18 protein-coding genes are annotated in these 22,914 nt (G+C 66.2%); 7 read left to right on the forward strand and 11 right to left on the reverse strand.

Features of this window, described 5'->3' with window-relative positions; all coding sequences use genetic code 11:
* Positions 1 to 2: 2 nt before the first annotated feature.
* Complete coding sequence (gene pcaF / locus FOC84_RS18875; RefSeq protein ID WP_173145764.1) at positions 3 to 1,205, forward strand: 3-oxoadipyl-CoA thiolase; 1,203 nt, start codon at positions 3 to 5, stop codon at positions 1,203 to 1,205.
* 47 nt (positions 1,206 to 1,252) lie between these two features.
* On the opposite strand, the gene FOC84_RS18880 is transcribed toward pcaF, so the two are convergent.
* The 8 genes from FOC84_RS18880 to FOC84_RS18915 all read right to left on the reverse strand — a co-directional run bounded on the left by FOC84_RS18880 (position 1,253) and on the right by FOC84_RS18915 (position 12,771).
* On the reverse strand, positions 1,253 to 2,245 hold the full coding sequence (locus tag FOC84_RS18880) for a Bug family tripartite tricarboxylate transporter substrate binding protein (protein ID WP_173145765.1): 993 nt from the start codon (positions 2,243 to 2,245) through the stop codon (positions 1,253 to 1,255).
* A 49-nt stretch (positions 2,246 to 2,294) separates the two neighbouring features.
* Complete coding sequence (locus tag FOC84_RS18885; protein WP_173145766.1) at positions 2,295 to 4,085, reverse strand: acyclic terpene utilization AtuA family protein; 1,791 nt, start codon at positions 4,083 to 4,085, stop codon at positions 2,295 to 2,297.
* Positions 4,082 to 6,067, reverse strand: coding sequence for an acetyl/propionyl/methylcrotonyl-CoA carboxylase subunit alpha (locus FOC84_RS18890; RefSeq protein ID WP_173145767.1), 1,986 nt, complete (start codon positions 6,065 to 6,067; stop codon positions 4,082 to 4,084). The genes FOC84_RS18885 and FOC84_RS18890 overlap by 4 nt, the downstream gene beginning before the upstream one ends.
* Positions 6,068 to 6,091: 24 nt before the next feature.
* Complete coding sequence (locus FOC84_RS18895; RefSeq protein WP_173145768.1) at positions 6,092 to 6,949, reverse strand: enoyl-CoA hydratase/isomerase family protein; 858 nt, start codon at positions 6,947 to 6,949, stop codon at positions 6,092 to 6,094.
* 13 nt (positions 6,950 to 6,962) lie between these two features.
* Entirely contained in the window at positions 6,963 to 8,120 is a 1,158-nt protein-coding gene (locus FOC84_RS18900) for an acyl-CoA dehydrogenase family protein (RefSeq protein ID WP_173145769.1), read from the reverse strand.
* A 23-nt stretch (positions 8,121 to 8,143) separates the two neighbouring features.
* Positions 8,144 to 9,757: an acyl-CoA carboxylase subunit beta gene (locus tag FOC84_RS18905; protein WP_173145770.1), complete on the reverse strand. Its 1,614-nt coding sequence runs from the start codon at positions 9,755 to 9,757 to the stop codon at positions 8,144 to 8,146.
* Positions 9,758 to 9,765: 8 nt separating this feature from the next.
* Positions 9,766 to 11,880: an acetate--CoA ligase family protein gene (locus FOC84_RS18910; protein ID WP_173145771.1), complete on the reverse strand. Its 2,115-nt coding sequence runs from the start codon at positions 11,878 to 11,880 to the stop codon at positions 9,766 to 9,768.
* Positions 11,881 to 12,021: 141 nt separating this feature from the next.
* Positions 12,022 to 12,771, reverse strand: coding sequence for an IclR family transcriptional regulator (locus FOC84_RS18915; RefSeq protein WP_173145772.1), 750 nt, complete (start codon positions 12,769 to 12,771; stop codon positions 12,022 to 12,024).
* 116 nt (positions 12,772 to 12,887) lie between these two features.
* Between FOC84_RS18915 and FOC84_RS18920 the strand changes: the two genes are divergently transcribed.
* From FOC84_RS18920 to FOC84_RS18940, 5 genes are read left to right on the forward strand one after another with little or no spacing between them, the layout of a single operon-like run.
* Complete coding sequence (locus FOC84_RS18920; RefSeq protein ID WP_173150262.1) at positions 12,888 to 13,265, forward strand: Zn-ribbon domain-containing OB-fold protein; 378 nt, start codon at positions 12,888 to 12,890, stop codon at positions 13,263 to 13,265.
* Complete coding sequence (locus tag FOC84_RS18925; protein ID WP_173145773.1) at positions 13,262 to 14,419, forward strand: thiolase; 1,158 nt, start codon at positions 13,262 to 13,264, stop codon at positions 14,417 to 14,419. The genes FOC84_RS18920 and FOC84_RS18925 overlap by 4 nt, the downstream gene beginning before the upstream one ends.
* Positions 14,420 to 14,436: 17 nt before the next feature.
* On the forward strand, positions 14,437 to 15,630 hold the full coding sequence (locus FOC84_RS18930) for an acyl-CoA dehydrogenase family protein (protein ID WP_173145774.1): 1,194 nt from the start codon (positions 14,437 to 14,439) through the stop codon (positions 15,628 to 15,630).
* Positions 15,631 to 15,641: 11 nt separating this feature from the next.
* On the forward strand, positions 15,642 to 16,769 hold the full coding sequence (locus FOC84_RS18935) for an acyl-CoA dehydrogenase family protein (protein WP_173145775.1): 1,128 nt from the start codon (positions 15,642 to 15,644) through the stop codon (positions 16,767 to 16,769).
* 54 nt (positions 16,770 to 16,823) lie between these two features.
* Positions 16,824 to 17,798 carry an NAD(P)H-dependent flavin oxidoreductase gene (locus tag FOC84_RS18940; protein ID WP_173145776.1) on the forward strand — a complete coding sequence of 325 codons (975 nt, stop codon included), beginning with the start codon at positions 16,824 to 16,826 and terminating at the stop codon, positions 17,796 to 17,798.
* Positions 17,799 to 17,814: 16 nt separating this feature from the next.
* Here the strand turns inward: FOC84_RS18940 and FOC84_RS18945 are convergent, their stop codons facing one another.
* From FOC84_RS18945 to FOC84_RS18955, 3 genes are read right to left on the reverse strand one after another with little or no spacing between them, the layout of a single operon-like run.
* Positions 17,815 to 18,051, reverse strand: a complete 237-nt coding sequence (locus tag FOC84_RS18945; RefSeq protein ID WP_173145777.1) for a hypothetical protein — start codon at positions 18,049 to 18,051, stop codon at positions 17,815 to 17,817.
* Entirely contained in the window at positions 18,048 to 18,635 is a 588-nt protein-coding gene (locus FOC84_RS18950; protein ID WP_254241709.1) for an AAA family ATPase, read from the reverse strand. Before FOC84_RS18950 ends, FOC84_RS18945 begins: the two co-directional genes overlap by 4 nt.
* Complete coding sequence (locus tag FOC84_RS18955; RefSeq protein WP_173145778.1) at positions 18,632 to 19,810, reverse strand: phage tail sheath family protein; 1,179 nt, start codon at positions 19,808 to 19,810, stop codon at positions 18,632 to 18,634. The genes FOC84_RS18950 and FOC84_RS18955 overlap by 4 nt, the downstream gene beginning before the upstream one ends.
* 397 nt (positions 19,811 to 20,207) lie before the next feature.
* Between FOC84_RS18955 and FOC84_RS18960 the strand changes: the two genes are divergently transcribed.
* Entirely contained in the window at positions 20,208 to 22,796 is a 2,589-nt protein-coding gene (locus FOC84_RS18960) for a carbohydrate-binding family V/XII (RefSeq protein ID WP_173145779.1), read from the forward strand.
* The last annotated feature ends 118 nt before the right edge of the window (positions 22,797 to 22,914 follow it).

Genomic DNA, 22,914 nt, shown 5'->3' on the forward strand with positions numbered 1-22,914 from the left:
CCATGAACCATGCATTTATTTGCGACGCCATTCGTACTCCCATCGGCCGTTACGGCGGGTCTCTAGCGGGCGTGCGCGCCGATGACCTGGGCGCAGTGCCGCTGCGGGCCCTGATCGAGCGCAATCCGGGGGTCGACTGGAATGAGGTCAGCGACCTGATCTATGGCTGCGCCAACCAGGCCGGCGAAGATACGCGCAACGTCGCCCATATGGCCAGCCTGCTTGCCGGCCTGCCCGTGGAACTGCCGGGCGTGACCGTGAACCGCCTGTGCGGTTCCGGCCTGGAAGCGGTAGGCCAGGCGGCCCGCGCCATCCGCTGCCAGGAGGCCGGGCTGGTTATCGCGGGCGGCGTCGAAAGCATGACCCGCGCCCCATTCGTGATGGCGAAAGCGGACTCGGCCTTCAGCCGCAGCTGCGGAGTATGGGACACCACGATGGGCGCGCGCTTCATCAATCCGCGCATGAAGGCCATGTACGGCGCGGACTCGATGCCAGAAACGGCGGAGAACGTGGCCGCGCAGTTCGGCATTTCGCGTGAAGCGCAGGACCGCTTTGCATTGTCCAGCCAGGTCAGGGCGGTGGCCGCGCAGCGCTCCGGCCACCTGGCGCGCGAAATCGCGCCCGTGGTGATCCCGCGCAAGAAAGGAGACCCGACGGTTTTCGACAAGGATGAACACCCGCGCGAAACGTCTTTGGAAGCGCTGGCAGGCCTGAGGGGCGTGGTGCGGCCGGACGGCACCGTGACCGCAGGCAATGCCAGTGGCCTGAACGATGGCGCTTGCGCGCTGTTGCTTGCCGATGAAAGTAGCGCCGCCCGCAATGGGCTGGCGCCGCGCGCCCGCATCGTGGCCATGGCGGTCGCGGGCGTGCCGCCGCGCATCATGGGGATGGGGCCGGTGCCGGCGGTGCAGAAGGTGCTGGCGCTGACCGGACTCACTTTGGAACAGATGGATGTGATCGAGCTCAACGAGGCCTTCGCCGCGCAAGGCTTGGGCGTTTTGCGCGAATTGGGCCTGCCCGACGATGACGAGCGCGTCAATGCCTGGGGCGGCGCGATTGCCCTGGGCCATCCTCTGGGCGCGTCTGGCGCCCGGCTGGCCACGACCGCGGTCAATCGGCTGCACGCGACGGGCGGGCGTTATGCCCTGTGCACCATGTGCATCGGCATGGGTCAGGGCATTGCGTTGGTGCTCGAAAAGGTCTGACCGGGCGCGCGGGCGTGCAGGGGCGTGGCCGCGCGCCCCTGTCCTGCCTAGTTGGCCTTGATGTTGTTGTCCCGGATGACCTTGGTCCAGCGGGCATAGTCGCTCTTGATGATTTCCGAGAATTCCGCCGGCGTGGTGCCCGTCAGCTTGATGCCGTAGGTCTGCATCCGCTGCCGGAAATCAGGCTGTTTCAGCACGGCGTTGAGATCGCGCGAGAACTTGTCGACCACCTCAGGAGGCGTCTTGGCCGGTAGCAGCAGACCATACCAGCCTATGCTCTCCAGTCCGACACCGCTGTAGCCGGCTTCGGCGAACGAGGGAACTTCGGGCAATTGCGCCGTCCTGGATTCGCCCGTCACGGCCAGGGCGCGGATTTTGCCGGCGTCGGCCATGGGCTTGGCGCCAGGCACCGACACGATGGCGCCGGATATCTGCCCGCCGATCAAGTCCTGCAGCGTGGGTGTCTCGCCCTTGTAGGGAACGTGGATCAACCGGATCTTGGCCGCGTCCTGCAGCAGCTCCAGATACAGATGGCCCGCGGAGCCGATGCCGAACGAACCGTAGCTGACATCGTTGGGCTTGGCCCGTGCGGCAGCGATGAATTCGCCCAGTGTCTTGATCGGCGAGGCCGCGCTGACGACGAAGGCGAGCGGCATCGTGCCTACCTGGGATACCGGCGCGAAGTCCTTGATCGGGTCGTAGCTGGGCTTCTCGTAGAGGGACGGCGTTTGTACCAGGGCGGTCACCGTCAGCAGGGCGGTATAGCCGTCCGGGTCTGCCTTCGCCACGGCGTCAGCTGCCAGAATGCCGGATGCTCCCGTGCGGTTTTCCACGATGACCGGCTGCTTCCAGGTCTTGCGTAGATCTTCGGCGATTTGCCGGGCCAGCACATCCGACGCGCCGCCCGGCGAGAAGGGGAGGATGATTTTGACGGGTTTTTGCGGGAAGCTGGTTTGCGCGGCCGCGGCGCCCGCAACGAGCGCCGAGGTTGCGGTCAGGAACGCTGCGGCTGCAGCGGAACGGATCGCTCGAATTGCCATGGTTGTCTCCTGGTTATAGTTCGTCGTGCGAATTTCCCTCCACCCCAGCCTATTCGTTCTTGATCCAGGCGGCCGGCGCAGAGAGGGGAAAATCGAGCAGCATCTGGGCGAAGCTCTTGCCCAGGGGGTCCGAACGCAAGCTTGCGGCGCCGCCGCCGCCCAGCGCTTGCTTCATGACGAAGTTGAAGGCGTCGAGCCCGGGAACTTCATGGCGCTCGACTTCGCCGCGCACGAGGTGCGAGAACCATGCCCGCACGGCCTGGGGCGTCAGCTGCTCGCGCAGCAACGGCAGGAAGCGCGCTTCGCGGGCGATGACTCCAATGTTCTCGTCGTCGCCTTTGTCGCCGCTGCGGGCCCAGGCCAGCGCAACCAGCGGCACTTCCGTGCGGGCGCCATCGGCCGGGGAGGCCGGCTGTGCCGGCGCCAGCGGCGCGGGCGGAGGCAGGTCGCCGATCTCGGCCGCCACTGCCAGCACTGCTTCGCGCCCAGCCATGCGCACGGTCAGAGGCACATCGGCCTTGGGGACGAGGAACGAAAACACCTTGACGACCTGCTGGATGTCAGCGCGACCGAACAGCGTGGCCCGGGTGCCCGCCGCCATGGACGTTCCCGAGGACGCGCATTCACGCTGCAGGAACAGCAGTGCCTTGGGATCGGGATGCCTGGCCGCCAGCCGCAGCAGCACCTCGCGCGTCGGCAATGCGCGCGCGTGCGGGCCGTATAGCGCTTCGCAGCCGATAAGCTCGATGCTGGTTTCGCTGTAGTCCTGGTAACCGTGTTCGGCCATCATGCGCCGCGTCCGCTCGAGCAGGGCCTGGGCTGTGCGCTCGGCTTTGGCCGGGGCGTCGATGCCTCGGATGGCCATGGCGAGCGCAATCTGATGGCCGTCCAGCCAGGTGCCGTTGCACTTGTAGTGGGCGCCGGGAGCGCGTCCGCGCGCGCCGCTGATCCGGACGTGCCCCGCATCGATGGCCTGCGTGCGCACTTGCCGGAAGTCGCAAGTGACGTCCGGCATCAGATAGGCCGCGGGGTCGCCGATTTCGTATAGCACCTGTTCCGCGACCGCGGCCGGGTGTATCAGGCCGCCAGTGCCTTCCGGCTTGGACAGGACGAAACTGCCGTCGTTGGCGCAGTCGATGACCGGGTAGCCCATGCGGTCCCAGTCCTTGACGAGCTGCCAGTCCGTGAACAGGCCGCCCGTCGCCTGGGCCCCGCATTCGATCACATGGCCGGCCAGGGTGGCGCTGGCGAGCTTGTCCCAGTCAGTCCAGGACCAGCCGAACTCGTATGCCAGCGGACCCACCACGACCGCGCTGTCCACGCAGCGTCCGGCGATGACGATGTCGGCACCCCAGGCCAGCGCTCGCGCGATACCCTGGGCGCCGACGTAGGCGTTGGCTGACATGAGGCTGTCCGGCGGGGCTTCGCCCGTGTGCATGTCGCTCAGACCGGCCGTTTGCCAGCCGGGCATCGCGTGCAGGATGTCATCACCGGTCACCACCGCGACCCGGGGTTGCAAGCCTTGCTTCGCGGCGGCCGCCAGCAAGGCGTCCGCGCAGGCCTGAGGGTTGAGTCCGCCGGCATTGGCCACCACGCGGATGCCGCGCGCGAGAATCACGGCCAGGTGCGGCGCCATGGCGGCGGTCACGAAATCGGTGGCGTAGCCGCCCGCCGGATTCCTGGCCCTGGCTCGCGACATGATGGACATGGTCGTCTCGGCCAGATAGTCGTAGACCAGATACTGCAGGCCGGGTACTTCCAGCAACTGCGGCGTGGCGGTGGCGGAGTCGCCCCAGAAGCCGCTGGCCCCGCCGATGCGGATGGTTCGAGCGTCGCTCATGTCTGTTCCTCCAGAACTTCTTCCACCACCTGGACCAGCTTCGCGCCAACCCGCGCCTGGCCTCCTACCTGGGCCGCCATCTCCGCTATCCTGCCGCCAAACGGGGCGCACAGGCTGTGTTCCATCTTCATCGCCTCCAGCACCACCAGTACCTGGCCGCTCTGCACGGCATCTCCGACCTGCGCATGCACGGCGGCAATGCGTCCGGCCAGCGGCGCAAGCAACGCGCCGTCTCCGCCCTCGGTGGCGCGCGCACGGCGCGCATCGACGGCCTGGAAGCGCCAGGTTCGGCCTTGCATGAACAGGTGGATTTCGCCGGACTGCAGCGCATGCCTGGCATGGAGGGCGACGCCGTTGCACTCCACCCGGGACGCGCCATCTGGCGAGGCATCCAGCAACCGTATGCGCACGGTGTCGACGTCGCCATCTGGGCCATGCACCATGGCGCGGATGCCGCCGTCCGCGGGTTGCAGGCGGACGTTCCAGCGCGCCCGGTCCAGCTCCAGCTCTATTCCGTACTCATGTCCGCCGAGCCGGCTCGCGTCGTCCGACGGCCAGCCCGAGAGGTGCAGCGCTGCGGTGGCGATGGTGGCAGGGTCCGGTTTGTGCCGCGCGAGGGCATTGGCCATGTGCTGCGCGATGAAGCCGGTATGCACGTCGCCGCTGGCGAAAGCCGGATGGGCCAGGCAATCCGCCAGGAACCCCTGGTTGCTTGCAATGCCGAGCAGAGCACAATTCCTCAAGCCCAGGCTCAGCTTGTGGCGCGCTTCGTCGCGCGTGCTGCCATGCGCTACCAGCTTGGCGACCATGGAGTCGTAGTAAGGCGGCACCGAGCCGCCCTCGTACAGTCCGTGATCCACGCGCAATCCGTACTCCGGCCCAGGCGGCGACCAGCGCAGGACTGGACCGCTCTGGGGAAGGAAGCCGGCCTCGACATCTTCGGCGGTCAGGCGCACTTCGATGGCATGACCGCTCAGGGAGACGGCCTCTTGCGCGAGCGGTAACGGCTCTCCCGCCGCTACGCGCAACTGCCATTCGACCAGGTCTAGACCGGTGATCGCCTCGGTTACGGCATGTTCTACCTGAAGGCGCGTGTTCATCTCCATGAAGTAGAAGGCGCCGCTGCGGTCGAGTAGGAACTCCATCGTGCCTGCCCCTACGTATCGGATCGATCTGGCCGCGGCAACGGCGGCTTCGCCCATGCGCGCGCGCAGGGGCGCGTCCACGGCAGGCGAGGGCGCTTCCTCGATCAGCTTCTGGTGCCGCCGTTGCACGGAACAGTCCCGTTCGCCGAGATGGATAACATTGCCGTGATGGTCGGCGAAAACCTGGATTTCTATGTGGCGCGGCTCGATCACGGCGCGCTCCAGGATCAGTTCACCGGAGCCGAACGCGCTCTGGGCCTCGGAACGTGCGCTGGCCAGAGCCGCCGGCAGCTCCTGGACGCTGTGCACCAGGCGCATGCCGCGTCCGCCGCCGCCTGCCGTGGCTTTGACCATGATGGGAAAGCCGATGTCACGCGCAGCGGCTTCCAGGGTTTCGTCACTCTGATCCTCGCCTTGATAGCCCGGCACGCAGGGCATGCCCGCGGCCAGCATCAGCCGCTTGGCCTCGGCCTTGTTGCCCATTGCGCGTATCGCATCGGGCATGGGACCGACGAACACCAATCCGGCCTGCTGGACGGCTTGCGCGAAATCGGCGTTCTCGGCCAGGAATCCGTAGCCCGGGTGCACGGCTCCGGCGCCGGTCCGCCGTGCCGCCGCGATGATGGCGTCGACGTTCAGGTAGGAGTCGCGCGGCGCCGCGCCGCCCACGCACACCGCGACATCGGCCTGCGCGACATGCAGGCTGCCGCGGTCCGCCTCCGAGTAGATGGCGACGGTGCGCAGGCCGCGGCGCCGGGCGGTGCGTATGATGCGGATGGCGATTTCCCCGCGGTTGGCGATCAGCAGGGTGTCGAACGGCCGGAATGGTGTAGTCATGCAGGTGAATCCTTCAGGCAAACGCTATTGAGGGGTGGCGCTTACGCTGTGCGCCTCACGGACCGTGACGGTCTCGAAATGGACGCGCCAGCGGGGCGCTCGCTTTTCTCTGAACGCCAGGGTTCCTTCGCCGCCCTCGTCGCGCAGACAGCGCGCGAACGCCAGGGCGGCATCGTCGAGCAGGCTGGAATTGGGTTCGGTGGCGCAACGGTTGACCAGGTTTTTGAACTGGCGGTTGGCCCTGGGGCCGCAGCGGAAGACGCGAGTCAGCCATTCGGCCTCCAAGGCATCCAGCGTTGCGCTGTCCGGGGCTAGATCGTCCGCCAAACCCAGCGCCAGTGCCTGGGCGCCATAGACGCGCTGACCAGTCAGGCCCAGCCTGCGCGTCGCCGAATGGCCGATGCGGGCCACGACGAACGGCGCGATCTGCGCGGCGATGACGCCCAGCGTGGTTTCCGAAAGGGCGAAGCGCGCATCTTCGGTGGCAAGCACCAGATCGGCCGCGCACGCCAGTCCCATGCCGCCGCCCATTGCCGCGCCTTCGACCATCGCCAGCACCGGCACCGGCAAGGATGACAGGCGCTGCATGAAGTGGCCGAACTGCCGGTTGCGGGCAGCGATAGGATCGCCATCGGCACCTTCAGCGTGCAGTACTTCGCGGAATCCGCCGATGTTGCCGCCTGCGCAGAACATGCCGCCTGCCCCCCGCAGCGCCAGGGCCCTGACGTTTGCGTCTTGTTCGGCGCAGGTCATGACCTGCGCCAGCTCCCGCGTCACTTCCGCGCCGAGCGCGTTACGCGTATCGGGCTGGTTCAGCGTCGCAAACAGGACGTCGTCGTGGCGGCGCACGACCAGGGTTTGAAATCCTTGTAGCGTTTCCATGCGGCGACGTCCTTCAGTTCCGGCTCATCAAGCCCATCTGTTTGGCGATCACCTGCATCATTACTTCGTCCGCGCCGCCGCCGATGGAACCGAGGCGGAAGTCGCGGTAGGCGCGCGATACGAAGTTGTCCCAGGTATAGCCCATGCCCCCTTGGAACTGCATGCACCATTCGGCGATTTCGCGCGACAGGCGGCCCGCCTTCAACTTGGCCATGGAGGCCAGTTCGACCACGTCGCCGCCATTGATGTAGGTTTGCGTTGCCATATAGACCAGGCCGCGCAAGGCCTCAAGTTCGGTTTTCAGTTCGGCCAGCTTGAATTGGATGAACTGGTTGTCGAGCAAAGGCTTGCCGAAGGCGACCCGCTGGCGCAGATAGTCGGCGGTTTCTTCGATAAGCTGGATGGCCGCCAGGCGGCGGGCGGCGGCGCCCAGGCGCTCCTCCTGGAACTGCTTCATCTGGTAGATGAAGCCCATGCCTTCTTCGCCGATCCGGTTGCGGACCGGCACACGGACTTCATCCAGGAAGATCTGGGCTGTGTCGGAGCACCACATGCCGAATTTCTTGATCTTCTGGACTTCCACGCCCTTGGTGCGCCTGCCGTTCTCCCGTAAGGGCACAATGATGAGCGATTTGTTCTTGTGGGACTGTCCTTCCGAGGTATTGCAAAGCAAGCAGATCCAGTCTGCCTGAGTGCCGTTGGTGATCCACATCTTGGAGCCGGAGATCACGTAGTCGTCGCCGTCGCGGCGCGCGCGCGTCTTCAACGAGGCCACATCGGAACCCGCTCCCTGTTCCGAAACGCCGATCGAAACTACAACGTCGCCGGCGATGGCGGGCGCAAGAAACTCTCGCTTGAGCGCATCGGAACCGAAAGAAGCCAGGGCAGGCGTGGCCATGTCCGTCTGCACCCCGGCGCCCATGCTGACGCCCTGCGCGCGTACATAGCCCATGGCCTCGCCCGCTGCCACGCCATAGGAGAAATCCAGGCCGAGACCGCCGTATTCGGTGGGTTTGGTAATACCCAGGAAGCCGAGATCTCCCATCTTCTTGAACAGTTCGTGCGCGGGGAAAATCTCTGCCGCCTCCCATTCGTCCACGAACGGATCCACTTCGCTGGCCAGGAAGCGGCGGATGCTGGTCATGATGCTGCGGTGTTCTTCGGTATACATAGGGTTCGTCGAGAATGAGTGAGTCAGAAACGGGCCACGCCGAACTGGACGGGGTGCAAGGGGCGATCCTGGCCATCACGCACGGTGGCCAGTACGAACGCAAGGACGGCCCGGGTATCGCGCGGGTCGATGATTCCGTCGTCGAGCATGAGGCCGCTGGTGATGAAGGCGCCGGACTGGCGTTCGAAGTTGGCGATGATTTCGGCCTTCTGCGCGGCGAGCGCCGCTTCATCCACGGTCTTGCCACGCCGATGGGCCTGCTGGCGCGCGACGATTTCCATGGTGGTGGCCGCCTGTTCTCCGCCCATGACGGCGGTCTTGGCGTTAGGCCAGGAGAAGCTGAAGCGGGGCCGGAATGACTGGCCGCACATGCCGTAGTTGCCCGCGCCGAACGACGCGCCGCAGTAGAGCGTGATGTGCGGCACGAGGGAGTTCGACAAGGCCTGGATCATCTTTGATCCGTGCTTGATCATCCCGGCTTCTTCGGACATGCGTCCCACGATGAAGCCAGTCGTGTTCTGCATGAAGAGGATCGGAGTTCCCGACTGGTTGCAAAGCTGTATGAACTGCGCGGCCTTGGTCGCGCCGCCGGGATCGATCGGCCCGTTGTTGGTGACGATGCCTATGGATTGGCCTTCGACGCGTGCATGGCCGCAAAGCGTGGCCGGACCATAATCGGGCTTGAACGGCAGCCAGGCTGAGTCGTCCACGATGCGCGCGATGATTTCCTGCATGTCCACGGGCTTTTTGACGTCCAGGGGCATGACACCAGCTAGTTCCTCCGCGTCGAGCAGGGGAGGGTTCGCTGGCAGCCTCGGCACGGAGGGCCGCCAATCCAGCGCGGCGACGATGTCGCGCGCGATGGCGATGGCATGGGCGTCGTCCTCGCCCACGTACTCGGCCAGGCCGCTGGTTTGCGAGTGCATGTCGGCGCCGCCGAGTTCCTCATCGGTGGCGACTTCTCCGGTGGCGGCTTTCAGCAAGGGCGGACCCGCGAGGAAGGCGCGAGCGCGTTCGCGCACCATGACCACATAGTCGGACAGGCCGGGCATGTAGGCGCCGCCCGCGGTGGACGAGCCGTGGACGACCGTGATGACGGGCAGGCCGGCGGCGGAGAGGCGCGCGAGGTTGTAGAAGAGGGTGCCGCCGCGGATGAAACGCTCGACACGGTACGCCCGGAGGTTGGCTCCAGCGGACTCGACCAGGTGGATGAAGGGCAGCCGGTTTTGCAGGGCAATGTCCTGCGCGCGCAGCAGCTTTCTGCTGCCGGCGTCGACGTAGGCGCCGGCGTTGATGGCCGAGTCGGAAGCCGCGATGACGCAGCGTACGCCGCTGACAAAGCCGATGCCGGTGATCTGGCCGCCTCCCGGAATCGAGGTTGCCGGGTCTTCGCCCTCGGCGCAATAGCCGGCCATGTTGCCGAGTTCAAGGAAAGGCGTTGCCGGGTCCAGCAGGCGCGCAATGCGCTCACGCGGCAGCAACTGTCCTCGCTTCTCGAACAGGGGCTTGGCGCGGGCGGAGGTGTCGCGGGCCCGTTGCTCCAGCTCGTGCAGGCGTTCCACCAGGGAAAGCATTCCGCGCCGTTGCTCGTCGTATGCGGGGTGATGGGCATCAATGCGGGAATCGATGGGAGTCATGGTGTGGCTTACTCAGTCGTGGTCAGCAACAGCGCGTCCAGGGCGACGGCGCCTTGGCCTTTCGCCTTGATCAGCAGGGGATTGATTTCAAGCTCGTTCAGGGCCGGGCCTGCGGCCATCGCCGCGCGCGAAACAGCGGCTATGGCGCGGGCAGCGGCGGGAATGTCGGCCGCCGGCTTGCCGCGAAAGCCCTGCAGCAGGGGGGCTGAACGTAGCTCGGTCAGCATTTCCCTGGCCATTTCCTCATCCACCGGAAGCAGCCGGTGGGCCACGTCCTGAAAGAGTTCGGTCATGATCCCGCCCAATCCGACTGTCATGACGAGACCGAATACCGGATCGCGCGTGACACCTACAATCAGTTCGCCCACGCCGCTTTCCATGGGCTGTATCAGCAGGCCCCGCAGGCGAGCTTTGGGCTGGGCTGCAGCGACCGCGTCGAGCATGTCGCGGGCCGCGTCTCGCACCTCGGCGGGTCGGACATTCAGGCGCACGCCGCCGACCTCTGTCTTGTGCGCAATGTCGGGGCTGAGGATCTTTACGGCGACCGGGCCACCGAGGCGCCGCGCGATCGCTTCGGCCTGGCCGGGATCCGCTGCTGCTTCGACTTTCCCTACGGGCACGCCGAATCCGTGCAGCCATTGCTTGACCTGATGTTCGTCTGCGCACAAGGGCGCCGAGCCGGCAAGAGTCCGGTGGGCGTCCTCGGCTTCTCTCAGCGCGTGCCAGCGGCTTGCGCGGCGCAGATTCTCCGCGCGCCTGGCGGCGGTTCCCAAAGCTTCGCAGGCGCGGGCCGCGTCCGGAAACACCGGAATTCCGGCTGCCTCCAGCCGCTGCCGCGTTTCCGGCGTGCCCGAGGTGGCGACGACCGTCACCAGGCAACTGCTGCCGGCCGCCACCTCGATCAGCTCGGGCGCGATACGCTCGAATAGCGAACCCGTCGCGTACACCAGCAGGACGTTGGCGGCCGCATCCTGCAGCAGGGTTTGCAGGACTTCCGTCGCGAGGCGCGGGCGGCTGAACAGCTGCCCCGTCATGTCGACCGGATTGCAGACCATCGCGATGCCGGGGACCGTTTCCATGAGCCGCGACTGGCTGGCCTGGGAAAGCACGGGAAGTTCCAGGCCTTGGGCGCTCAAGAGGTCGGCGGTCACCGCGCCCATTGCGCCGGAAATGGAGGCGACAACCACCTTGCGTCCGACGCTATCCATGCGTGGGAAACCGGACAGGTAGGCCAGATCCGTGAGGTGCACGGTGTGGCGGGCCTGCATCACGCCCAGCTGGGCAAAGGCCGCCCGGTAGACTGCCCGATTCCCGGCGAGGGCGGCGGTGTGGGATTGCGTCACTTCGGAGCCGCGCTCGCTTTCGCCCGCTTTCAGCAGAACCAGGGGCTTTCCAGCCTGCAGCATTTGCCGCGCGGCGGCGACGAATTTCGGGCCGTCGCGCAATCCTTCGACGTAACCGGCAATGATCTGGGTTCCCTGGTCCGTCACCAGATAATCCAGGTAGTCCGCGAAATCCACGCAGGCTTCGTTGCCGGTATTGATGAAGTGGCGAAAGCGCATGTTCATCATCCAGCCGGTCACGTAGAGGTCGGAGCACATGCTGCCGCTCTGGGTCACCAAGCTGATTCCGCCCTTGCGTTCGTCCGGGGGAAACAGTCTGAACGTCGGCGCAAAACAGGTGATTGCCCGCGTCTCCAGTTGCGCCAGGCCCATGCAGTTCGGGCCGATGATGTGCATGCCGGTGCGCCGCGAGAACTCAAGCAGCGCCTCCTGTCGGCTCGATCCTTCGCCGCCGATTTCGGCAAACCCCGCCGCGTAGACGATGGCTGAGGGTATACCCTTGGCGTGGCAGCGCTCCAGCATCGGCGCGACATCTTCCACGGGCAAGGCCAACACGGCAACGTCAGGCGCGATGGGCAGCGATTCCACGTCTGGATAACAGCGAAAGCCTGCAAGCTCCGGGTACTTTGGATTGACGGGGAAAACCTGCCCGCGGAAGCCGAAGCGCGAGAGATGGTCCAGCGCGATGCCGCCAATGCGGCCGGGATCTCCCGAAGCGCCGATGATGGCGATGGAAGAGGGGTTCAGTGCAACTTCAAGCCGATGCGTCGTTGCCGACATGCGAGCGTCTCCAAGTGTTCTAGTTTTGATTGCGACGATTTCAGGAGAAAGCCGACCCGCCCGCAACGAAGATTCCGGTGTTTGTCCAGATTATGGATAGCGGTTTGAACGCCCGCTGGGCGCGGGGCAGGGCTGCGCGGGTTAACCGCCTATCTGGGAGCGGACTTCCTGGACGATCAGGTCGCCGATTTCGTGGCGCCGGGCCAAGGGCATGCGTGTGCGGGAGGCGAACACGCTGATGGCAGCCTGTCCTGGCGCCACGTCGAACGCGTGGCCGGCGCCGGCGACACCTTCGCCGGCGGCGATCGAGTAGCCCAGACGGCGCGTGCGTTCGACTCCCGTGATCAGGCGTCCCAGGCTCAAGTTATGAACCGAGTACTGGCCTTGGTGGCGTTCGTAGTGCTGGTTGATTTCGGCATCGCTCATCATCGACAGCAGCGACAGGCTTCCGACGCCCAATCCGAGCAATCGCGTAGCGCCCACCAGACTTTGCAATGCAGCGCTGCGCGTGGATATCTGTTCGTGGTGGATGTTGTAACTGTAGTCACCGATGCGAACGATCATGAACACGCCCTCGCCGGTGCGGTGGGCGAGGCGCCGCATGATGTTGATGAACTGCGTCACCAGCGGCGGACGGGACATGGTACGCATGCCCAGCAGCATGGCCGCGGATCCCAGGCGGTAGGCGTGGGTCTTTGCGTCCTGTTCCACGTAATGCGTGCGCATCAGATACGAGAGCATGCGGTGGACGGTCGGGCGGCTGAGCCCCGTGAGATGGACGACCTGGCGTATGGGTAAGCCGAAATCGTGATGTTGCGCGAGCAGGGCCAGCAGCCCAAAGGCGCGCTCCAGGCTTTGCACGCCGCTTGGCGCGGCGGTTTCGGATTCCATTTTTTGTCTCCTTGGTTTGTTTTTTGTGCCCATATTATGGGCATTTTTCGTTTTCCGATTGTTGAGCGCCGGCCCTCCCTATGAAATAGCGGCGGTCGCATCAATCGAGGTCAATGATGAGTTCGACGAAATTGGAAAGCGAGTTCCAGGGCTTCCTGGAGCAGGGTCGCTTCATGTTGCAGCGTTCGCGCGGCAGCGGTGAGCACGTCTTCTATCCGCGCGTGGTAGCGCCACGCACCGGCGCACGCGATCTGGAGTGGGTCGAGGCGTCCGGAATGGGGACCGTTAATGCCACGACGGTCGTGCGCAAGCGTGAACCGGAGGCGGATTACAACGTGGCGCTTATCGACCTGAAGGAAGGGCCGAGGATCATGAGCCGAGTTGAAGGCATTGCGCCCGACGCGGTGCGCATCGGCATGCGCGTGCGTGCGCGGATCGCCGATGACGGTGGCAAGTCGCTACTGGTGTTCGATGCATTGCTGGAGACACCATGATGAAGAATGGATTTCCCCGCGGCAGGAGCGCGGTAGTCGCCGCGGCAACCCATGGCATGGGGGAAGCGCCCGGCATGAGTTCCATGGATCTGGCGGCGGCCGCCAGCGTGAAGGCATTGGACCAGATCGGTCTCAGGCCAGCGGACGTGGATGGGGTCTTCGTTGCCTTGCCGGATGATTTCATGTCCGGTTTGGGGCTGGCCGAGTATCTGGGGATTTCGCCGCGCGTCACCGACAATAACCGCACCGGCGGATCTGCGTTCATGACGCACGCGATGCTGGCGGCGTTGGCATTGGACGCTGGCGAGTGCGATGTCGCGCTCATCGCCTATGGCAGCAATCAGCGCAGCGCCGCTGGAAGCTTGATCAAGTCGATGCGCGAAAGTCCATACGAGTCGCGCTACCGCTTGCCTAGGCCTGTAGGTGCCTATGCGCTGGCGGCATCGCGCTATTGCCATGAGTACGGGCTCAAGCGTGAACAGCTGGGCGAAGTGGCGCTGGCCGCACGCGCCTGGGCGCAGCGCAATCCTGACGCCTTCGCGCGCGATTCCTTGACGATGGATGCTTACCTTTCGGCGCGCATGATTGCCGATCCCCTGAGCGTGCGGGACTGCTGTCTGGTCACGGACGGAGCCGCCGCGCTCGTAATGGTGCGCGCCGACAGGGCCAGGGATCTGGCGCGAAAACCGGTGTACCTGCTGGGCGCGGCCGCAGCCACGGAACATCGCGAAATCACGGGGATGCCGGACCTCACGCGCACGGCGGCCCGTCTTTCCGGTCCCCGCGCGCTGGCACAGGCCGGCGTGCGGGCGAGCGACATCGATGTGGTGCAGTTGTACGACGCCTTCACCATCAACACCCTGCTGTTTCTGGAAGATCTGGGTTTCTGCGGAAAAGGCGAGGCCGGCGGCTTCGTTGAAGGCGGCCGCATCGGCCCGGGCGGATCGCTGCCGGTCAATACCAATGGCGGCGGACTGTCTTGCGTGCATCCTGGCATGTATGGCCTTTTCGCCATGGTGGAAGCCGTCGAGCAGTTGATGGGAAGGGCTGACGGACGGCAGGTGGAAGACGCGCAGCTGGCGCTGGCGCATGGCAACGGAGGAGAGTTCTCCAGCCAGGCCACCGTGATTTTCGGTACCGAAGAAACGCTCTAGATAGAGGGGAATGACCCATGGACCTTAGATTCACGGAATCCGAGCAGGCCTTTCGAGAAGAAGTGCGGGCCTTCGTACACGCGGAGCTGCCGCCATCCACGCGCGACAAGGTGCTGGGCCATCGGCGCTTGCACGCCGAGGACTATGTGCAATGGCACCGCATCCTGCATCGGCGCGGATGGGGAGCGCCGGCCTGGCCCGAGGAGTTCGGAGGGACGGGCTGGAATGCGCTGCAGCGCATGATCTTCGAGATCGAATGTTATAGCGGCGGCGCGCCCAGGCTGGTGCCGTTCGGCCTTTCCATGATCGGGCCAGTGCTGATCAAGTTCGCCAGCCCCGCGATGCAGCAGCGCTTCCTGCCGCGCATTCCCTCAATGGACGATTTTTGGTGCCAGGGGTACTCGGAGCCGGGTGCTGGATCCGACCTGGCTTCGCTCAAGACCCGCGCGGTGCGCGATGGCGGCGAGTATGTCGTCAACGGTCAGAAGACCTGGACCACCATGGGGCACTATGCGGACTGGATGTTCTGCCTGGTTCGCACCGATCCGCAGGCCAAAGTCCAGGATGGCATATCGCTGCTCCTGATCGACATGAAATCCCCCGGAATCGTGGTGCGCCCGATTGTCACCCTGGACGGCGGGAGGGAGATCAACGAAGTATGGCTGGAGGAAGTGAGAGTGCCGGCCGATAACCTGGTCGGCGTGGAGAACCGGGGATGGACGTACGCGAAGTACCTGCTGGGCCACGAACGCACGGGTATTGCCGGCATTGGCACTTGCCATCGAGAACTGAGGATCTTGAAAGCGCTGGCGTCGCGCACTCCGCGAGGCAGCGGATCCATGCTGGACGAGCCGCGCATGCGCGACAAGATCGCCCTCGTGGAAATGGAGGTGATGGCGCTGGAGATGTTGATGCTGCGCGTTGCGGCCGAGAGCGCGGGCAGGGGGCCTGGGCCGGAGGCGTCCATCATGAAGATTCGAGGTTCCGAAATCCAGCAGGATCTGCTGATGCTGCAGATGGAGTTGGCGGGACCGCAGGCGTGGCCATTCGACCCGGCCTGGATCGAGGCCGGAGGAGAACCCCCGCTGGATGCGCCGTCCTGGGCGGCGCCGGCGGTCGGGGCATATATGGATATGCGCAAGACCTCCATCTATGGCGGCACGACCGAGGTGCAGAAGAACATTATCGCCAAGATGATTCTTGGATTCTGAGGAGTCTATTCATGGATTTCGAGTTGAGCGACGAGCAGCGCATGCTGGCCGACAGCCTGCGGCGCTACCTCCAGGACGAGTACGGCTTCGAGCGCAGGCGGCGCATCGCGCGGCAAGAGCATGGCTTCAACCGGGACGTGTGGACAGCTCTTGCGGAAATGGGAGTGCTGGGGCTGACCATCGCGCAGGAGTACGGCGGCTTCGGGGAAGGGGCTGCCAGTCAGTTGGTGGTGCAACGTGAGCTCGGCCGGGCTCTGGTGCTGGAGCCTGTCACGCCTTGCGCGGTGATCGCAGCCGCGGTCCTTGCAAAGCATGGGAATGCGGATCAAAAGACCCGATACCTACCCCCGATGGCACAAGGTTTGCGCATTGTCGTTCCGGCCTGGCTGGAGCCTGGGACCCGATATGCCGAGGATGGCGTGGCCGCGTCGGCCAGGCGCGTGGCCGATGGCTATGTCCTGTCAGGCAGGAAAACCCTGGTGTGGCACGCGGACGTCGCCGATGCGCTGCTGGTGACGGCCCTGGTGGAAGGAGACGAAACGCCAACGATGTTCCTGGTCGAGACCTCCCTGGCTGGAGTGGGGGTCGCCAGTTATCCGACGCTGGATGGCATGCGCGCGGGCGATGTGACGCTGGATGGGGTGGCGGTCGCGTCACAGGATCGTATCGGACTCGAGGGCGCGGGGCAGCAGGCCATGCGTTGGGGAGAGGATCACGGCATCGCGGCCTTGTGCGCGGAGGCGGGCGGCGCGATGGAGCGGCTCATCGAGATGACCAGCGAGTACCTGAGCGCGCGCCGCCAGTTTGGCAAGGCGCTGGGGTCTTTCCAGGCGTTGCAGCACCGCATGGCGGACATGGTCATACAGAAGGAGCTGGCCGTATCCATGGCCTACGTGGCCGCGCAGGCGCTCGACGAGAGCGATGCCGGAACGCGATGCCGGAAGTTGGCCGCGGCCAAGTTCATGATGGCAAAGGCGGCGCGTTTTGTCGGCCAGCAGGCTGTGCAACTGCATGGCGGGATGGGAATGACGGACGAACTCGCGGTGGGCGACTATTTCAAGCGTCTGACCATGCTGGATCCCTTGCTGGGAGACAGCGACCACCATCTGGACCGCTATGGCAGGCTGCTCGCGGCCTGAGGCCGCGAACCGCCGTGGCGGGTGAGCCGCAGCGACACGGGATTTGGCGAAACCATGAAGACACGCGTTACGGAAAAGCTGGGAATACGCTACCCCATTCTGCAGGGCGGAATGCAGTGGGTTGGGCGGGCAGAACTTGCGGCGGCGGTGTCCAATGCCGGCGGCTTGGGCATATTGACCGCGCTTACCCAGGCTTCGCCCGCCGACCTGGCGCGGGAAATTGAGCGGACCCGCCGTATGACGGACCGGCCATTCGGTGTGAATCTCACGATCCTGCCGTCGATCAGTCCGCCGCCCTACGGCGACTATCTTCAGGCCATCATCGACAGCGGCGTGAAAGTGGTCGAGACCGCGGGAAGCAGTCCCGCCGAATTCATCGAGCGGATGAAGGCGCGGGACATCACCATCGTGCACAAATGCACTTCGGTGCGTCACGCGCTCTCGGCCCAGCGCAATGGCGTGGATATGGTGAGCATCGATGGATTCGAATGCGCAGGCCACCCAGGCGAAGACGATATTCCCGGGCTGGTCTTGATTCCGCTGGCGGCGCGCAAGCTGGGCATTCCCGTCATTGCCTCCGGTGGCATTGCGGACGGGCGCGGGCTGGCCGCGGCGTTGGCGCTCGGGGCGGAGGGCGTAAACATGGGCACCCGCTTTCTGGCCACGCGCGAAGCGCCTGTGCACGACAATATCAAGCGGGCGCTGCTGGATGCTACCGAGCGCGACACCCGCTTGATGTTTCGCACGTTGACGAACACGGCGCGAGTGCTGCGCAATGCCATCTCGGAGGAGGTCATTGCCGCCGAGAAGCGGCCCGGCGGCTGTTCCTTCGAGGAAATCCGCCATCTGGTCGCTGGCGCGCGTGGACGTGCGGCGCTCGAGAGCGGCGGCGTCGACGATGGTGTGATCTCGACCGGCGTCGCCGTGGGTTTGATCGATGACCTTCCGTCATGCGCCCAACTGATCGAACGCATGGTGCGTGAATGCCGGGATCAGCTCCAGCAGGCGTGCCGTCTGGCTGGTGCCTGAACAACGCGGCGCGTAATCAAGCCTGATTGGCGGTGCCGGGGGGGCGGTCAGTTTGTGGGCCAGCCTCTACCGCGCCGGGATCGCCAGTAGCGGTGCCCATGCGCGCGCCGTCGGCCTCGCCAGCCTCGCGCTGTTGTTCCGTGCGCCGCATCAGCCGCTTGCTCACCATGGCGGCGACGAAAGCATTGCGTTGGGCCGCGTCGTAACCCGGGTGGCTGAGTTCGCGTACGTATTCGTTGATGACGGGTTTCATGGGAGTCCTCTAGTCTTGATGCCAGGCCAGGGCCGGGCGTGTAGGCTTGCGTCGGCGCGGACGGCTTGCAGCAGGCGCGCCATGGTGACTTCGGCGCCGCCTTCGGCAGCCGGGAAAGCGCGGCTCCAGGGGCGGGCAGGGTGTTCCGGCGCGGCGGCCGGAAACTGGACCACGAGGCGCAGCCGCCTCAGGAATGCGCTGTCCAGGTTGGACTTCAGGGCGGCGGCCCGCGACGCCAGGCCGCGGTACGACTGCATGGGTTGCAGCAGATAGCTGACCTCGATATTGGCGTAGCGGTCATGGCTGTCCTTGACGTTTGTGCGTTTGCCGAAGAGCGCGTCGGCTTCGTCGAAGAACAGGATGGCGCCGCGCTGCTCGATCGACTGGAACAGACGGTCCAGGTTTTTCTCGGTTTCGGCGATGTACTCGCTGACGATCTGCGACAGGTCGATGCGATACAGCTCCAGCCCTGTCTCGCGCGCCAGCGCTTCGGCGGCCTCGGAGGCCTGCGCCAGCGCACGCGGGCGGCTCTGGCTGCCGCTGTCCCACAAGGCCAGGATGCGTGGTTCGGCAGGCGCGTTCACGGCTGTTGTCCTTGCGTCTGGCCGGCGCGTTGCTGGATGCGGATGACCACGAATTCCGCTGGCCTGAGCGGAGCGAATCCCACCAGGATGTTGACTACGCCATGGTCCCTGTCCTGCAACGTGGTGGTTTCGCCATCGCACTTGACCAGATAGGCGTCGCGCGGCGTGGCGCCCTGGAACGCGCCCTGCCGGAACAGCGCGTTCATGAAGGCGCCGAGGTTCAAGCGGATCTGCGCCCAGAGCACTTCGTCGTTGGGCTCGAACGCCGCCCACTGCGTGCCGCGGTAGAGCGATTGTTCCAGGTAGAGCGCCAGCCGGCGCACCGGCACGTACTTGTATTCCGAGGCGAAATGGTCCGCGCCTTGCAGGGTCCGCGCGCCCCAGCAGACCGTGCCGCGTCCGGGGAACGTGCGCAGGCAATTGACGCCCAGCGTGTTCAGGTTGCGGCTTTCGTCGTCGCTGACCGTGACGGCCAGGGACAGCACGCCAGCGAGGCTGGTGTCAATGCCGGCCGGCGCTTTCCAGACGCCGCGATTGCCGTCGGTGCGCGCATACAGGCCGGCGATCGTGCCGCAGGGCGGCGTCAATCGGGACTGGCCGATACGCAGCGGGTCAGTAGCCTGAATCCAGGGGAAGTACACCGCGGCATGATCGGACCTGGGCAGCGCCGTGCCCATGACCGCCGTCGCCATGGCGGCGGCATCGGCCGCCTGCGGCGGCGCATCGATGATCATGAAGGCGCGCCGCTCCTTGCAGTAGGACACCGCATCGGCGAGCACGCTGGCGTGCGTGATGCCGGGCAGGCACAGCAGGTTGAAGGGATCTGCATCGTCCAGCGCATGGAGGCCCAGGCGCTGCGCGCGCTGGCCGATGAAGGCGGCATGCGCGTCTTGCGCGCCGTTCTGTCCAGTCGGCTCCACGCGCACCACGCAGGCCTCGGCGCCGCCGTTGAGGAAGAACTGAAGCACCGCGTAGCCGAGTTCGCAGCCTTCGGCCAGACCGCCGAACTCGCGTTCGTAGCCGGCGAAATCCAGGACCCGGACCGGTTGGTTGAGCGGTCCGCGCATGGCCGTGCCCAGGAACGCGGCCACCGAGGTCGGCACACCGGCAATGGTGCGCGCGCCGGCTGGCGCTTCCTGGACATACACCCCGGGATGATTCAGGGCAGGGGCCATGAACTGCTCCTTTCCACGGCTACTTGGCGACGTGTGCTTGCAGCAGGAGAGTCTTCGTGGGACGGCCAGGACGCCGCGGACTGGGGCCCGGGCCTGGGCGCAACGCGCGGGAATACTGGCGTGTGGCGGGCGTCGCGCCGCGCTTCTAGTTGGATTGCAGCGGAAAGGCAATCGGGCAAAAGTAGCAGCCCTGGTGAGATGTTTTATAGAAGGTCTGATAAAAGCGGGCAATAGCTTTTCAGCGGTGTTAACGTTCTGTTGCTTATTCAGAAGCCGGCCCATGCAGGACGCCTTGCAGAGAGGCCGGCAGACGCATGGCCCGTAGCGGCGGCGCTGCGGGAAATCAGAGTGGCCGGGTGCCCGACTGGCGGCTGCGGCCCTCAACGAGGAGCGCGAGATGTATAGCCTGACCCGACTGTGGCGCGTGCATGATTTCTCGACAACGCCGTCCGTGCCCGCGGGCCCGCCGGGCCGTCTTTCACGCCTTGCTCTCGCTCTGGCCGTGGCCGGCATGGCTGCCGGCGCGAGCCTGATGCCCATCGGCGCGGCGCAGGCCCAAGCGCAGGGACAGACCCCGACGCAAACGGCGCCCGCCCAATCCGACGCCCAGGAGGAGGCGGCGCGCTCCTTGCAATGGCCGCGCAGCTTCGAGGGCGCCGACGGTACGCGGGTGGAACTCTATCAACCGCAGATCGATACCTGGACCGCCGACCGTATTTCGGGCCGCATGGCGGTCGCGGTTGGCGCGGCCAAGGGCAATCCGACTTATGGCGTGGCCGAATTTTCCGCCCGGGCCGAGGTCAACAAGCCGGCGGGCCTGGTGCATCTGTCGGACATCCGGATCGAGCGCGTGCAGGTGCCTACCTCACCTGAGGCCGCCGCCAAGCTGCGCAGCCAGCTCGAAGCCCGCCTGCCTGCCAAGGGTGTGGTCACGCGGCTTGATGCGCTGCAACTGAGCTACACGCTGTCCCAGAACAACCCGGCCACCAAGACCGTCCCGGTCGACAACGCGCCGCCGCGCATCATCTACCGCACGGTGCCCACGGTGCTGGTGCTGATCGACGGCGGACCCGTCCTGGCCGAGGTGCCGGACGCGGCGGGCTGGCGCCGGGTGGTCAACACGCGCGCGCTGATGCTGGCCAATGGCGCCGGCCGCTATTTCCTGCAGGCGGCCGGCCATTGGTACGAAGCGGCCAGCGCCACCGGACCGTGGACGGACCTGCCGCAGCCGCCTGCCGCATTGCTGGCCGCTGCCGAGGCGGCGCGCCGCAAGGCCGCGCCCGATCCCTTGCTGCCGCATGGCGGCAAGCCGCCGCACCGAGCGCCCGCCATCGCGGTGTCCACCGCGCCGGCGGAGTTGCTGGTGACCGTGGGCCAGCCCGAAATGCGGCCCGTGCCGGGAACCTCGTTGCTGTCGGTGGCCAATGCCGATCACGCCCTGTTCATGAATCCCGGCGACAACCGCTACTACCTGCTGGTGTCCGGCCGCTGGTTCCGCGGCGCCAGCCTGGACGGCCCCTGGTCCTACGTGCCGGGCAAGCAGCTGCCGCGCGACTTCGCCCGGATTCCGGCCAAGGATCCGCAGTCTGGCGTGCTGGCCTCGGTGCCGGGCACGCCGCAGGCCAAGGAGGCGCTCATCGCCTCCACCATCCCGCAGACCGCCACGGTGTCGCGCAGCGCGGCGAAACTGCAGGTCGAGTATGCCGGCGGCTCGCCGACGCTGCGGCCGATAGAGGGCACGGCGCTGTACTACGCCGCCAATTCGCAGGTACCAGTGATCCAGGCCGAAGGCCGCTACTACGCCTTGTCGCGCGCGGTATGGTTCGTGTCGGATTCGCCGCGGGGCCCATGGCGCGTGGCCGACCATGTGCCGGCGGTCATCTACGCCATACCCGTCAGTTCGCCGTTGCACTACGTGACCTACGTGCAGGTGTACGGCTCCACCGCGCAGAGCGTGGTGTTCGGCTACACCCCGGGTTACATGGGCGTGGTCGCCAGCCCGGATGGCACCGTGGTGTACGGTACGGGCTACGCGTACCCGCCCGTCATCGTGCAGGACACCTGGGTCGGCTATCCGCCCAGTTATGGCTACGACGCGGCTTTCGCCACCGCGACCGGCTTTGCCTTCGGCTTCGTCGCGGGCGAGACCTGGGGGGGCGCCGCGCCCTATTGGGGGCCTTATTGGGGCGCGCCCTACTGGGGAGGCGTCAACGTCAACCAGGTCGACGTCTACGGCGCCTGGGGCGGTTCCGGCGTGGTCACGCACGCCGCCGGCTGGAATGGCTGGACCGGCACGGAATGGCAGGGCACCCATGCCGAGGGCTACAACCCGCAGACCGGCGCAGCCTTCGAAGGCACGCGCGGCGCGGCCTACAACGAGTACACCGGCAATGCGGCCGCCGGGCGGCGCGACGCCTATACCAATCCGACGACGGGTGCCTCCGGCGCCGGCCGGGCGGGCGTGGTCGCCAATGATGACGGCCAATGGGCGGCGGGCCGCCAGGATGCGCGCACGAATACGAACACGGGCCGCACGACCGTCTCGTCCGCCACGGCGACCGGCACGGCCGGCGACGGCGTCAGCAGCGTGGACAGGCGCGGCGCCACGTACGACCGCAACACGAACAGCGGCATGGCGTGGAACAACGGCAACGTATACGCCGATCACAACGGCAATGTCTACGAGCACAATGACAACGGCTGGCAGCAGCACACCAGTTCCGGATGGCAGCCGGTGCAGCCCAGCGCCCAGGCTAGCGGCAACTACCTGAACGGCCAGCGCCAGGCGCGCGACTATTCCGGCGACCGCATGGGCGGCACGGAGAGTGGCGGCTGGCAGGATCGTGGCATGCAGGGTGAAGGCTGGCGCGACCGCGGCGGCATGGGCGGCGCGGAAGGCGGCGGCTGGCAGGGGCGCAGCATGGGCGGCCGCGGAGGCTGGGGCGGAGGCTTCGGTGGATTCCACGGCGGAGGGTTCCGCCGCTGAGCGTGGCGCCGCCCCGCCGGGCGGTCCGGAGGGGCACGGCGCCTTTGCGGGCCGGCCCTCGCATCCGGGCGCATTTGCGCGGCCCTGCCGCCGCGGACTAGACTGGCCGCTTTCCCTC

The sequence above is a fragment of the Achromobacter pestifer genome (assembly GCF_013267355.1).
In the GTDB taxonomy this organism is placed as follows: domain Bacteria; phylum Pseudomonadota; class Gammaproteobacteria; order Burkholderiales; family Burkholderiaceae_B; genus Achromobacter; species Achromobacter pestifer_A.

Excerpts from the sequence above, each read along its gene's own strand:
- FOC84_RS18895 (WP_173145768.1), bottom strand. The coding sequence starts at position 6,949 with ATGGAAACGCTACAAGGATTTCAAACCCTGGTCGTGCGCCGCCACGAC.
- FOC84_RS18880 (WP_173145765.1), bottom strand. The coding sequence starts at position 2,245 with ATGGCAATTCGAGCGATCCGTTCCGCTGCAGCCGCAGCGTTCCTGACC.
- FOC84_RS18940 (WP_173145776.1), top strand. The coding sequence starts at position 16,824 with ATGAAGACACGCGTTACGGAAAAGCTGGGAATACGCTACCCCATTCTG.
- FOC84_RS18915 (WP_173145772.1), bottom strand. The coding sequence starts at position 12,771 with ATGGAATCCGAAACCGCCGCGCCAAGCGGCGTGCAAAGCCTGGAGCGC.
- FOC84_RS18930 (WP_173145774.1), top strand. The coding sequence starts at position 14,437 with ATGGACCTTAGATTCACGGAATCCGAGCAGGCCTTTCGAGAAGAAGTG.
- FOC84_RS18885 (WP_173145766.1), bottom strand. The coding sequence starts at position 4,085 with ATGAGCGACGCTCGAACCATCCGCATCGGCGGGGCCAGCGGCTTCTGG.
- FOC84_RS18945 (WP_173145777.1), bottom strand. The coding sequence starts at position 18,051 with ATGAAACCCGTCATCAACGAATACGTACGCGAACTCAGCCACCCGGGT.
- FOC84_RS18905 (WP_173145770.1), bottom strand. The coding sequence starts at position 9,757 with ATGACTCCCATCGATTCCCGCATTGATGCCCATCACCCCGCATACGAC.
- FOC84_RS18955 (WP_173145778.1), bottom strand. The coding sequence starts at position 19,810 with ATGGCCCCTGCCCTGAATCATCCCGGGGTGTATGTCCAGGAAGCGCCA.
- FOC84_RS18900 (WP_173145769.1), bottom strand. The coding sequence starts at position 8,120 with ATGTATACCGAAGAACACCGCAGCATCATGACCAGCATCCGCCGCTTC.
- FOC84_RS18890 (WP_173145767.1), bottom strand. The coding sequence starts at position 6,067 with ATGACTACACCATTCCGGCCGTTCGACACCCTGCTGATCGCCAACCGC.
- FOC84_RS18925 (WP_173145773.1), top strand. The coding sequence starts at position 13,262 with ATGATGAAGAATGGATTTCCCCGCGGCAGGAGCGCGGTAGTCGCCGCG.
- FOC84_RS18910 (WP_173145771.1), bottom strand. The coding sequence starts at position 11,880 with ATGTCGGCAACGACGCATCGGCTTGAAGTTGCACTGAACCCCTCTTCC.
- FOC84_RS18920 (WP_173150262.1), top strand. The coding sequence starts at position 12,888 with ATGAGTTCGACGAAATTGGAAAGCGAGTTCCAGGGCTTCCTGGAGCAG.
- FOC84_RS18935 (WP_173145775.1), top strand. The coding sequence starts at position 15,642 with ATGGATTTCGAGTTGAGCGACGAGCAGCGCATGCTGGCCGACAGCCTG.
- pcaF (WP_173145764.1), top strand. The coding sequence starts at position 3 with ATGAACCATGCATTTATTTGCGACGCCATTCGTACTCCCATCGGCCGT.
- FOC84_RS18960 (WP_173145779.1), top strand. The coding sequence starts at position 20,208 with ATGTATAGCCTGACCCGACTGTGGCGCGTGCATGATTTCTCGACAACG.